This window comes from Microbacterium pygmaeum, assembly GCF_900100885.1.
GTDB classification, from domain to species: domain Bacteria; phylum Actinomycetota; class Actinomycetes; order Actinomycetales; family Microbacteriaceae; genus Microbacterium; species Microbacterium pygmaeum.
On record NZ_LT629692.1, the window covers coordinates 2,726,780 to 2,738,991 of the forward strand.

Consider the following 12,212-nt stretch of genomic DNA (forward strand, 5'->3'; position numbering starts at 1 on the left):
AGGACCACACAATGGCAGACCGCAGCTTGCGCGGCATTCGACTCGGTGCCCAGAGCCTACAGAGCGAAGAGGGCGTCGTTTTCCACGAGCGTGCCCAGCACACCTACCGGTGTACCGCATGTGCTCGCGACACCACTATGACATTCGCGGCTGACGCCGAGATCCCCGAGGCCTGGGAATGCCGTACCTGCGGCGCCGAGGCTCTGCTGCGGATCGGCGACGGCACGGCGACCGTCGACCACAGCGAGGACAAGATCCCGCGCACGCACTGGGACATGCTCCTGGAGCGCCGCACGCTTCCCGAGCTCGAAGAGCTCCTGGAGGAGCGTCTCGCCTACGTCCGTTCGCGCCGCGGCGCGGGCGAGGACGTGGTGGTCGGCAAGCTCAGCGCCTGAGCCCTACACCTCGATGCCGGTCCCATCAGGGGCCGGCATCTTCGTGTGCCGAGGGCGACGCAGCACCACGGTGACGCCCAGCCCGACGAGCGCGAGAAGACCCCCCCCATCCCAGGATCGCCTTGATCCACGGGCCGGCGATGACGGCCGGGGTCAGCCCGGTGTGCAGCGGCACGTCGGTCAGCATGTGACCGGCGACGTCGGCCGGCAGCCCGTCGATCGTCGTGCCGTCCGCCGCGATGACCTGGCTCGTGCCCACAGTGGAGAGGTTCACGACCGAGCGACCGGTCTCGATCGCGCGCATCCGCGCGAAGGCCAGCTGCTGGAGGTTCTCATCGGTGCCGCGGAAGTCGGCGTTGTTGGTCTGGAACATGTACACCTGTGCGCCGGCGTCGGCGCCGTCCCAGATGACGTCGTCGTAGATCACATCGAAGCAGATCGCGAGCCCGACGCCCACACCATCGAGGTCGAAGTACGGCACCGTCGTCCCCGGCGTGTACTCGCGCCCGATCAGGCCGATCAGATCCGGGGCGAAAGGCTCCCAGAATGCGCGGTCGGGCACGTATTCGCCGAACGGGACCGGATGCCGCTTGTCGTAGCTCTGCGAGACGCCGCCGTCCTGCCACAGCAGCGCGGAGTTGAAGTACTCGTCGGCGCGAGCGGTCACGGCGGCCACCAGCAGCGGCGCGTCCACGCGCTCGGCGACCACATCCAGGACCGCCGCGGTCGCATCGTTGTCCGTCGGGTCTGAGTCCACCCCGCCCTCGGGCCAGAGGAGCACGTCCATTCTCTCCCCGAACAACGGCTCGGTCGCGGCGAGCTGAGCCTCCAGGACCGCGTTCTGCGTGCGCTCGTCGAAGTAGCCTGCCGGCCCGTTCCCCTGGACGGACCCGACCCGGATGGAGCCGCCCTGGGTCGTCGGGAACTGCGGGACCGCGACGAGCAGCAGTGCTGCGACGACAGTGGGGACCGCAGAGACCCAGACGCGGAAGCTGCCGGCCCGCACGTACTCGATGGCCGCCGCGCAGACGAACACCATGAGGAATGTGAGCCCCGATACACCGACCCACGAGGCGAGATGCGCGAGGGGGCCGGCCGCCTGCGTGATGCCGATCCGCCCCCACGGAAAGCCGCCGTAGGGCCAGGAGCCGACGACCTGCTCTCGAAGGGTCCACAGTCCCGCCACCAGCGCGGGAAGCAGCAGGAGCCGCCACCAGAGGCCGGGCAGCACGCGCGGCACCCACCGGTAGGCGAGCGTCAGCAGGATCGCGCCCACCGCGGTCAGCAGCGCCTCCAGCATCGAGAGCGCCACCCACGGCACCGGCCCCAGATATCGCGCGGTGAAGAACAGGTTGACGAAGAAGAACGACGCGCCGAAGGCGAACCCGACGAGCACCGATGCCCAGATCCCGCGTCCGATCAGCCCGAGAAGGGCCAAGACGACGGCGGGGAACGCCATGGGCCACCAGCCGAGCGCGGGGAAGGCCAGCGTGAGGATCAGTCCGCCGGCGATCGAGGTCGCCGCCGCTGCCCACAGCGGCAGCAGCGGTCGCGGAGCAGCGGCGAGGGGCATCAGACCAGCCTAGGCGGCGGGAATCAGACCGAGCTGTATGCGACGATGCCGCGACGCACCGCGTCCAGCGCCTTGCGCGCCGTCGTCGCAAGCGGATTGTCGGCCACGATCGAGAGCTGATCGAGGAGGTCGATCGTCTGCTTGGCCACCCGGACGAAGTCACCGGCCGCCATGTCGGCTTCGATCAGGACCCGGTCCAGCGCGACGCCGCGCGCCCAGGAGTGCATCGCCTGCGCGAGTCCGATCGCCACGGGCTCGGTGCCGGGCAGATGGTTGTCGTGCTCGAGGTCGTCGAGGCGCTGCCAGAGTGTCTGGGTCTCGCTGAGGGCGGTGCGGAACGCACCGCGCGGCATCCCGTGCTCGTTCTGCCCCTCGTCCCTGCGCGGTTCGTAGACGAGGCTGCATGTGAGAGCGGCCAGAGAGGCGGCATCCAGGTCATTCCACAATCCGCGACGCAGCGCCTCCGCGACCAGCAGATCGCGTTCGCCGTAGATCCGCCGCATGCGCCGGCCGGCCGGCGTCAGCGTGGTGGTGCCCTCCTCGTCGACGGCGACGTAGTCCAGTTCGGTGAGGACATCCACCACCCGGTCGAAGATGCGCGCGACCGTGCCGGTGCGGGCCTGGATCGACGAGCGCATCTTGTCGACGGTGCGCTTGAGCTTCCAGTACCGCTCGGCCCAGCGGGCATGCTGTTCACGGTCAGGACACGTGTGGCACGGATGCCGCTGCATCCGCCGACGGAGCCCGCCGATCTCGCGCTGCCGTGCGTCGCGGATCGCGCGCGACGCCGTGGCGTCCTTCCGGTTGAGCTTCTCGGCATCGCTGAGGTCACGCCGGATCTCGGAGTACTCCGTGAAGTCGCCGCGGTCGCAGGTCATCGCCTTCGCATACCCCGCGAGGGACTCCTCCGCCTCGCGCACCTGACGGGCGATGCCCACGACCGCGCGATCGGCCTGGAACTGCGCGAACGAGGATTCCAGGATCTCGCGCGACCGGGGGCGCCCGAACTGATCGATCAGGTTGACGGCCATGTTGTAGGTCGGCCGGAAGCTCGAGTTCAGGGGGTATGTGCGCCGCGAGGCGAGCGCAGCGACCTGCTGCGGGTCCAGTCCCTCGGTCCACTGGATCACGGCGTGACCTTCGACGTCGATTCCGCGACGGCCCGCGCGGCCGGTCAACTGGGTGTACTCCCCCGACGTGATCGCCACGCGGGCCTCGCCGTTGAACTTCTCGAGCTTCTCCAGCACGACCGTCCGGGCTGGCATGTTGATGCCGAGCGCGAGCGTCTCGGTCGCGAAGACGACCTTGACGAGCTTGCGTTTGAAGAGGTCTTCGACGACCTCCTTGAAGGCCGGCAGGAGCCCTGCGTGATGCGACGCGACGCCCCGCTCCAGGTTGTCGACCCATTCGTAGTATCCGAGGACCGCGAGATCCTCGTCCCGGAGCGTCCGCGTGCGCTCATCGACGATCGCACGGATCTCGGCGCGCTCCTCGGGCGAAGTCAGCCGCACCCCGGAACGCCGCACCTGCTGAACGGCCGCATCGCAGCCCACGCGGCTGAAGATGAAGAAGATGGCCGGCAGCAGGTTGGAGCGCTCGAGGAGCGTGACGACATCGGGCCGGTCCATCCGCTCGATCTTGTGCACGTTGGCCGATCGCACCGGCCGCTGGCCGCCCTTGTTCGGTCGTCGCCCGAACCCCTGGTACCGGCCGCCCGCCTCGTACCGCCCGCCGTTCTGGGCCGACGCGCTGCGCATCGACTGCGCTCGGCGGTTGTTCTCGAACGCGGGGCCTTTGAACGACCGGATGCGCATGAGCTCCTGGTTCACCTGCGCGGTGGCGATACCGGCGCGGTCGTCGAACAGCGGCAGCAGGTCGCCGCGCACCAGGACGTGCTGTTCCAGCGGGACGGGCCGGATCTCCGAGACGATCACCTCGGTGTCGCCGCGCACCGTGTCCAGCCAATCGCCGAACTCCTCAGCGTTGGAGACGGTCGCGCTCAGCGAGACCAGCCGCACGCTCTGCGGGAGGTGGATGATGATCTCCTCCCACACGGCGCCGCGGAACCGGTCGGCGAGGTAGTGCACCTCGTCCATCACGACGAATCGCAGACCGCGCAGGGCCGCCGAGTCGGCGTAGAGCATGTTGCGGAGCACTTCGGTCGTCATCACGACGATGCGCGCGTTGCCGTTGATGGTCGTGTCGCCGGTGAGCAGCCCGACGTTCTCAGGGCCGTAGACGTTTTGCAGCTCGCGGAACTTCTGGTTCGACAGCGCCTTGATCGGCGTCGTATAGAACGCCTTGTCACCCGTCTCGCGCATCGCCAGATGGATGGCGAACTCTCCGACGATCGTCTTGCCGGCGCCGGTGGGCGCGGCGACCAGGACGCTGCGATCCTCTTCGAGCGCGTGACATCCGGCGATCTGGAACGGATCCAGCTCGAACCGCTGCGATGCCGCGAAGTCGGTCGTGAGAGGGTGGCTGCGATCCTGCGATGCCCGCGCGTAGCGCTCTGCCGGGCTCGCCCCGCTCACCCGCGGGCCGCGCTCACGCGACGGCTCCCGGCGGCAGGATGTCGGCGTTGCGCTTGGCCCGTCGCCGATCGAAGAGCAGGGACAGGCCGGCCGCCGCGAAGAACAGCACGATCAGCATCCCGGCCAGCATCAGCATGCTCACGATGTCGGCGGCGGGCGTCGCCAGCGCCGAGAAGACCACCGCGACGATCACCGCGACCCGCCAGCCCTTCAGGATCGCCTTGCCGCTCATGACCCCCGCCAGATTGAGCGCGACGAGGAAGACCGGGAGCACGAACGAGACGCCGACGACGATCAGGAGCTTGAAGACGAAGTCGTAGTAGTAGCTCGCGTCGAAGAAGGACGCGCCGCCGTCGGGGACGAAGGAGTTCATGATCTCGATGACGTGCGGCATGACCAGCAGTCCGACATAGCAGCCGGCGAAGAAGAGCGGCACGGCGGCGGCGACGAAGCCGACGGTGTAGCGGATCTCCTTGCGGGTGAGACCGGGCATCACGAATGCCCAGATCTGCCACAGCCAGACCGGCGCCGAGATCATCAGACCGATGGCGAACGACATCCGCAGACGCAGGTCGAACGCACCGGTGACGGTGCTGAACATCAGCTCGACCTTGGCCGCGTCACCTTCGGCTTCGGCGATCTGACGGATCGGTCCGGTGATGAGCCAGATGACCCAGTCGGTGATGAAGAAGGCCACCACCATGCCGACGATCAGCGCCAGCGCCGCCCATATGAGGCGTTTGCGCAGCTCGACCAGATGCTGGCCGAGCGACATCCGCTTCTCGGGGCGAGGCGCGCTGGAGCCGTCGACGCGCGTCGATCCTGCTGTCGCCACGCGCGCGTCAGGGTTTGGGATCAGCGGTCCTGCTCGCGTCGGCGACGTTCGAACTGACCGTCGCCCCGCTTGCGGGAGCCTCCACCGCGTCCGTCTTCCCCGCGGTCGTGTCTTCGTCCTTCATCGCCTTCATCTCACCCTTGAAGACACGGGCGGACTGGCCCATGCTCTTGGCGAGTGCGGGCAGCTTCGCTGCACCGAACAGCAAAAGGATGACCGCGAGGATGATCAGGAAATGCCATCCTGTGAGACCTTGCAGCATGTCGAGTCCTTCCGGTTCGTACGTTCAGTGTAACCCGAGCCTGCGGCGTGAGTCTGACTCGCACCGAGCGGTTCGCCCAGAATTCGCTCAGCGGTACTGCGCGAGTCCTGCTTCGGCCCAGGCCGCCGTCGCCGCGCGGGCCGCGTCAGGCTCGAGCACCTCGACGGCGCCACCGCGCCGCGCAGCGAGCCGTCGCACGCTGAACTCGTCGGCGACGCGCATCGAGGCGATCACCTGCCCATCGACGACCTCGGTCGTCGCGCGATCCAGGTAGTCGCCCAGCAGCGGCACGACCGCCTCCGGGAGGCGGATGCGGGTCACGATCTCGCCACCGTCCGATTCGAACCACCCCGGCACGCGATCCTCTCCGTGCTCGATGGGGATCTCGGTCAGCTCGATGTCGCTCACCCGATCGAGGTGGAACGTGCGCATCGCCTCCCGCAGGTGGCACCAGCCCTGCAGGTACCACTCGCCGGTGGCGATCTGAACCTTCACCGGGTCCACGGTGCGCGTCGTGGGCGCGGCATCCGGAGCCTTGTAGGTGAACGACACCGCGACGCGGCGACGCAGGGCATCGGCGACGACGTCGCGGACGCGATCGACCGAGACCGGCGCCAGGATGACGTCGGCCGGCGTGCTCGACGCGCCGCGGGAGAGTTTGGCCAGCAGTCCCGCGAACAGGTCGGTGTCGCCGACTCCGGGGATCGCGCGCGCCATCTGCAGACCGGTGAGCAGGGCGGCGGCCTCGCGCGCCGTGAGCTTGGGGGCGCGCTCGAGGGCGACCGAGTTGGTGATCACGATGATGTCGCGCTCATCGAGCAGGTCCCAGTCGATGTCGAAGAGATCGTTCGCCATCTGCCAGTACCCGCCGTCTCCGGGCAGGCCGATCACCGTCAGGGTCTCGACCATGGCGCGCATCTGATCGGCCGTCACGTCGAATTCATCGGCCGCCTCGGCGATGGAGACCTCGCCCTTGCCGATCAGGTAGGGCACGAGCTGGAGCATGAGGGCTGCCCGGTCGGTGGCCACGAGGGGCTTGCGCGCGGCGCTCATACCGCGACCCCGTGCGCGTCCCGCACTCGCTGCAGACGTTCGATCACCTGTTCGCGAAGCTCGCCAGGCTCCACCACGCGCACTTCGGGCCCGTACGAGGCGAGTTCGTCGGCGAACACGTGGATGTCGACGAACGGGACATGGATCCCCTGTTCTGCGGGGCTGGCGCGCCGGCTGAGTCGCAGCGCGGCCTCAGTGCCGGGATTGACCTCCAGGAGTGCGCGATTGCCGGCGGCGACGGCATCCAAGCCCGCCAGTGCCCGCTCCCCCGCACCATCGCGCAGTGACGCGTCGAACGATTCCCGCGTCACCTGGACGTCGCCGACGATGCGCGTGAGCAGGAACGTGCGCTCGGCCTGCGCCTTCACGTCGATGCCGAAGACGTGCCAGCGCCCCTCGTACTCGACGAGTGCGAGCGGCCGGATCCGCCGCTCCCGCGGTGCATCCTCACCCGGCTTCAGGTAGAGGAAGCTGACGATCCGCGACGACTCGATGGCCTGCTGGATCTGCGGGAAGGATGCCTCGCGCAGGCTGATCCGGGGCGAGTAGCCGATGATCGGCTCGTCGACCGGGATGCCGAGGGCCCGGATCTTCCGCAGCCCGCTGCGGGCCTCGGTCGACATCGAGCTCTCGCTCCAGACGCCTCCGGCGAGATTGAGCAGCGCGAGTTCGGCCGGCGTGAAGCTGATGTCCGCGGGCAGCGCGTATTCGGCCATCGGGATCCGGTAGCGGGCCTCGCGCAGGTCGTCGGGGTCGGCCCAGTCGCCGATGGTCTCGATGGGCACGCCCAGGCGCCGCAGGCTCTCCTTGTCGCGTTCGAACATCTTCTCGAGCGCGTCCTTGGATGCGCCGCTCTCGCTCTGCTCGCGATAGCCCGCGACCGAGCCGAGGATGGTGTCCTTCGTCAGCCCCTGGTCGGTCGCGATGAGCGCGACGACCAGGTTGACGAGCCGCTCCTCGGGAGCGTTCTTCGCAGAAGTGTTCGCGGGCACGCCCTTTATCCTAGGCGGCGGATCCGGCGGCCACGGCGCGACGCGGACCGGGTCGACTACTGCGCCGGTGCCTGGTCGATCCCAAGGATGTCCACGACGAACACCAGGGTCGAATCCGGCGGAACGGACCCGGAGCCTTCGCTCCCGTAGCCCTGGTCCGGCGGGACGACGACGAGCACCTGCGACCCGACGGTCTGCCCCTGCAGCGCCTCGGCGAAGCCGGGAACAACGGCATCGAGGGTGAGGGATGCCGGCTCGCCGTCCCAGGTGGTGTCGAACACGGTGCGGTCCGCCCAGGTGAGGCCGGTGTAGTGCACGCGTACCGGATCCTCGCCGGTCACCTCGGGGCCGTCGCCCTTGAGCAGGGTCTGCACGGCCACGTCCTTCGGCGGATCCGCATCGGGGACGATGATGCCGGGACGGCCGTCGGGTGCCCGCACCACGGTGGGGAGCCCGGCGCCGCTGTTGAACTGCGGCGCGCCGTCGGCGGCGGGCAGGTAGACCTTGCGGACGTCGATGACGGCGACCGCCGAGTCGTCCTCGGCCAGGCCGATGCTGGCGGCGGTCGCGGTGTCGATGTCCTCCGGTGCGAGGGCGACGACGATCCGGGAGCCGGCCGCTGCGCAGTCCAGGACGCCGTCGATGCCGGGGAAGGTCTGCAGCCAGGTCGAGACCGGGAAGACCCGGGACAGGTCGCCGTCGTACGGCGTTGCGACGAGCTCATCCCCTGTCGCGCCGCTGAGCACGGCGATGTCGAGGACGACGAGCTGGTCGTCGGTGACGATCGCGGGGCCTTCGCCTGCGGCGAGGTCCTGGAAGGAGGCGGCTGTGACGTGGAACGGGGTGCGGATCTGCACGTCGGGCAGTTCGTCGGTGGCTCCGGTGACCTCTACCGCGCCGAGCGCGGTGGAGGCGGACGCCGCGGGCCGCGGGCAGTCGGCGGCGGTTCCGCCGGCCGAGGAGCAGCCGACGAGGGCGAGTCCCAGGAGGCCGAGGACCGCGAATGAAGCGGGGATCTTGCGCACCGCAACAGTTTAGGCGGTGTCGCCCTCGGCGCTTGACCCGTGCGCAGCCCGGCGTGCGCCATCGGCCGCGCGCTCGGCCTCGCGTACGCGCTTGCGGAGGTTCTTGTCGGTGATCTGTCGGTCGCCGACGGCGCCCGGAGTCCACAGCTCGACGTCCTCGTCGCCGTAGCTGGACTTGGATGCGCGGCGCTTGAGCTCCGGGAGCACCGCACCGGGGGCGAGCCGCCTCGCCGTGAGGAGGAATCCGGTGTGGGCGACCATGCGATGATCCGGCCGGACGGCGAGCCCTTCGACGTGCCACCCGCGGACCATCGTCTCGCTGGCATCCGGATCGGTGAACAGCCCCGTGCCGCGGATGAACTCGGCGACACGGCTGAGCTGCGTGGCCGTGGCGATGTAGCACAGCACGACGCCGCCGGGAGTGAGGGCATCGGCGACCGCGTCGATGCACTCCCACGGGGCGAGCATGTCCAGAACGACCCGATCGACGGATGCCGGGGCCACGGCCGACGGCAGCTCCTCCACGAGGTCGCCGACGACCACGTCCCAGTTGGCCGGCGTCTCGCCGAGGAACGTCTCCACGTTGGCACGCGCGACATCGGCGAACTCGGCCCGTCGCTCGAATGAGATGAGGCGTCCGTGCTCGCCGATCGCACGGAGCAGCCACATCGCCAGGGCGCCGGAGCCGACGCCCGCCTCGACCACGACGGCTCCCGGGAAGACATCGGCCTGCGCGATGATCTGCGCGGCGTCCTTCGGATAGATGATTGCCGCGCCGCGCGGCATCGACATGACGAAGTCGCGCAGCAGAGGACGCAGCGCGAGGTATTCGTGACCACCGCTGTTGGCCACGACGATGCCGTCCGGCTGCCCGATCAGTGCGGTGTGTCGCAGCACTCCGTGATGGGTGTGCAGCTCGCCGTCCTCGCGCAGCGTGATGGTGTGCAGCCGGCCCTTGGGTCCGGTCAGCTGCACGCGATCGCCGATCCGGAACGGACCGCTCGGGCGTGATGAATTCATGCTCGGCTCTCTCGCGACGGATGCGCCGCGGCACGGTGGGTCGAATGGAACGCCCGCAGATCGGCGGCCGATGTGCCCTCCAGCGTCGGCCAGACGGCATGGGCGCCAGCGCCCGCGATCGAGACCATCAGCGGGACGCCGATGACGGCGGCGCCGGATGCCACGGCCGAGCGGACCCCGGTCGGTGAGTCCTCGATCGCGACCGTGTCCTGCGCCGCGACCCCGAGCGCGGCACACGCCTGCAGGTAGGGGTCCGGGAAGGGCTTCGGTCGCGTGGCGTCGTCGCCGGCGATCACCACGTCGAACGCGTCGAAGTCGATGAGATCCACCACGGTGTCGGCCATCCGGCGCAGCGACATGGTCACCAGGCCGGTCTTGATCCCGGCGTCTCGCAGCGAGCGCAGCAGGTCACGGGCACCCGGCCGGAAGGGCACCCCGTCAGTGGCGAGCTGGCCCATCACCGCGTCGGTGAGATGGTCGACGATGTCGTGGATCGCCATCTGCACGCCTGCCTGCTGGAAGATGCGCGCCGAGTCCTCCAGACCCCGGCCGACCAGGCTCAGCGCCTGTTCGTGCGACCACGTACCGCCGAAGCGCTCCACCAGCGGCGTCTCGGCCGCCATCCAGTACGGTTCGGTGTCCACGAGCGTTCCGTCCATGTCCCACAGGACCGCCGCCAGGCTGCTCGAACTCACTGACCCAGCCTAGTCGCGGGGTTCGGGGCTCGCCGTCGTGGACGGGACCCGGCCGCAGCGCACGGAGCATATTCTGGATGCAGCCCGCACCGCGGGCAGAGGGGGTCGTGTGGACGGACTGGGTCGCAAGGTGCTCGTGGCAGCGTTCGACGGATGGAATGACGCCGGCGAGGCCGCATCCGCCGCCGTGTCGCATCTGCGCGAGGCGGGGTCGTACGAACCGGTCTTCTCCGTCGACCCCGAACTGTACTTCGATTACCAGTACACGCGCCCCCAGATGGTGGCCGATGCCGACGGGCGGCGCTCGCTGCGCTGGCCGGAGGCGACGATCCTCAAGCCCGCCGCTCCGATCGGCGACACGCAGCTGTGGCTGCTGACCGGAGTGGAACCCGCGCGCGCCTGGCAGGCCTTCTCGTCCGAACTGGTCGACGTGGCTCTCCGCGAGGACATCTCGGGATTCGTCTCGCTCGGGTCGATGATGTCGGACGTGCCGCACACCCGGCCGATCTCGGTGTTCGCCGGGAGCGACAGCGAGCACCTGCGGACGACGCTCGATCTCGAGCGCAGCACCTACGAAGGACCGGTCGGCATCCTGAGCGTGCTCTCGCACGCGATCGAGACGGCGGGCATCCCCTCCGCGGGCCTCTGGGCCAGCGTTCCGCACTACGTCGCCGGGCACACCCCGTCGCCGAAGGCGACCCTGGCGCTCCTGGACCGGCTGGCGGAGCTCACCGGCGCCGACGTGCCCCGCGGCGAACTCGGCACGGAGGCCGTCGCCTGGGAGGCCTCCATCGACGCGGCCGCGGCCGACGACGAGGAGATGACGGAGTACATCAAGCAGCTTGAGCGCACCCGCGACACCTGGGACTCGCCCGAGGCGTCCGGGGACGCGATCGCCCAGGAGTTCGAACGGTATCTCCGCCGCGGCGGCGACGGGCCGAGCAAGCCCGGCCGCGACGACCCGCGCCGCTCGTAGCCGATCAGTACGCCTGGATGACGCCGGCGCTCAGCAGCACCAGCAGCAGCGAACCCAGCGCGACGCGGTACACCACGAACGGCAGGAAGCTGTGCTTGGAGATCCAGCTCATGAAGAACGCGATCACCGCCAGCGCGACGCCGAACGCGACCACCGTCGCGACCGCCGTTTCCGCGAGGCCGAACAGGGCCGGCTCGTTCCAGCTCTTGAACAGCTGGTAGAAGCCGCTGCCGAAGACCGCAGGAATCGCGAGGAGGAAGGCGTAGCGGGCCGCGGCGGCGCGTTCGAAGCCCATGAACAGCCCCGCGGTGATCGTGCCGCCGGAGCGTGAGACGCCGGGGATCAGCGCGAGCGACTGCGCGAGCCCGTAGACGATGCCCTGCGGGACGTTGATGTCGTTGAGCTTGCGCTTCTTCGCTCCGACGTGATCGGCGATGCCCAGCAGGACTCCGAAGAGGATGAGCATGCCGGCGATCAGCCACAGCGAGCGGAACGTCGTCTCGATCTGGTCCTGGAACAGCAGCCCCAGCACCACGATCGGGATGCTGCCGATGATGATCAGCCAGCCCATCTTCGCGTCCGGGTCGTTGCGCGGGATCCTGCCCACCAGCGCCTGGAACCAGCGGGAGATGATGCGGACGATGTCCCGCCAGAAGAAGACCACCACCGCCGCCTCGGTCCCGATCTGGGTGATCGCGGTGAACGCGGCACCCGGATCCTGGGCACTGGGCAGGAACTCGCCGACGATACGCAGGTGCGCGCTGGATGAGATCGGCAGGAACTCGGTGAGTCCCTGGATGAATCCGAGGAAGATCGCCTCCAGGAAGAGCATGGGGGCCTTTCGTAGCGTGG

General features: G+C 69.2%; 12 protein-coding genes. 2 read left to right on the forward strand and 10 right to left on the reverse strand.

Going from position 1 to position 12,212, the window contains the following annotated elements; translation table 11 throughout:
* Window positions 1-11 precede the first annotated feature (11 nt).
* Window positions 12-395 (forward strand): RNA polymerase-binding protein RbpA, encoded by a 384-nt coding sequence (locus BLT19_RS13075; RefSeq protein ID WP_091491011.1) that lies wholly within the window; start codon window positions 12-14, stop codon window positions 393-395.
* Between the two features lie 25 nt (window positions 396-420).
* On the opposite strand, the gene lnt is transcribed toward BLT19_RS13075, so the two are convergent.
* The 9 genes from lnt to BLT19_RS13120 form a co-directional block, all read right to left on the reverse strand.
* Entirely contained in the window at window positions 421-1,968 is a 1,548-nt protein-coding gene (gene lnt / locus BLT19_RS13080) for an apolipoprotein N-acyltransferase (RefSeq protein WP_091491012.1), read from the reverse strand.
* Window positions 1,969-1,991: 23 nt separating this feature from the next.
* Window positions 1,992-4,502 (reverse strand): DEAD/DEAH box helicase, encoded by a 2,511-nt coding sequence (locus tag BLT19_RS13085; protein WP_091491013.1) that lies wholly within the window; start codon window positions 4,500-4,502, stop codon window positions 1,992-1,994.
* 13 nt (window positions 4,503-4,515) lie between these two features.
* A complete protein-coding gene (gene tatC, locus BLT19_RS13090) occupies window positions 4,516-5,277 on the reverse strand; it encodes a twin-arginine translocase subunit TatC (protein WP_091491014.1) in 762 nt (253 codons plus the stop codon).
* A 67-nt stretch (window positions 5,278-5,344) separates the two neighbouring features.
* A complete protein-coding gene (gene tatA / locus BLT19_RS13095) occupies window positions 5,345-5,599 on the reverse strand; it encodes a twin-arginine translocase TatA/TatE family subunit (protein WP_091491015.1) in 255 nt (84 codons plus the stop codon).
* Window positions 5,600-5,686: 87 nt separating this feature from the next.
* Window positions 5,687-6,652: a helix-turn-helix transcriptional regulator gene (locus BLT19_RS13100; RefSeq protein ID WP_091491016.1), complete on the reverse strand. Its 966-nt coding sequence runs from the start codon at window positions 6,650-6,652 to the stop codon at window positions 5,687-5,689.
* Window positions 6,649-7,644 carry a helix-turn-helix transcriptional regulator gene (locus tag BLT19_RS13105; RefSeq protein WP_091491018.1) on the reverse strand — a complete coding sequence of 332 codons (996 nt, stop codon included), beginning with the start codon at window positions 7,642-7,644 and terminating at the stop codon, window positions 6,649-6,651. Before BLT19_RS13105 ends, BLT19_RS13100 begins: the two co-directional genes overlap by 4 nt.
* A gap of 56 nt (window positions 7,645-7,700) precedes the next feature.
* Window positions 7,701-8,669, reverse strand: coding sequence for an FKBP-type peptidyl-prolyl cis-trans isomerase (locus BLT19_RS13110; protein WP_091491019.1), 969 nt, complete (start codon window positions 8,667-8,669; stop codon window positions 7,701-7,703).
* A gap of 9 nt (window positions 8,670-8,678) precedes the next feature.
* Window positions 8,679-9,689, reverse strand: a complete 1,011-nt coding sequence (locus tag BLT19_RS13115) for a tRNA (adenine-N1)-methyltransferase (protein WP_091491021.1) — start codon at window positions 9,687-9,689, stop codon at window positions 8,679-8,681.
* Window positions 9,686-10,384: an HAD family hydrolase gene (locus BLT19_RS13120; protein ID WP_172825630.1), complete on the reverse strand. Its 699-nt coding sequence runs from the start codon at window positions 10,382-10,384 to the stop codon at window positions 9,686-9,688. The genes BLT19_RS13115 and BLT19_RS13120 overlap by 4 nt, the downstream gene beginning before the upstream one ends.
* A gap of 109 nt (window positions 10,385-10,493) precedes the next feature.
* On the opposite strand from BLT19_RS13120, the gene BLT19_RS13125 reads away from it, so the two are divergent.
* A complete protein-coding gene (locus BLT19_RS13125; RefSeq protein ID WP_091491023.1) occupies window positions 10,494-11,360 on the forward strand; it encodes a PAC2 family protein in 867 nt (288 codons plus the stop codon).
* Between the two features lie 4 nt (window positions 11,361-11,364).
* On the opposite strand, the gene BLT19_RS13130 is transcribed toward BLT19_RS13125, so the two are convergent.
* The gene (locus tag BLT19_RS13130) at window positions 11,365-12,192 is read right to left on the reverse strand and encodes an undecaprenyl-diphosphate phosphatase (protein WP_091491026.1); all 828 of its coding nucleotides are present in this window, start codon (window positions 12,190-12,192) and stop codon (window positions 11,365-11,367) included.
* Between the last annotated feature and the right edge of the window lie 20 nt (window positions 12,193-12,212).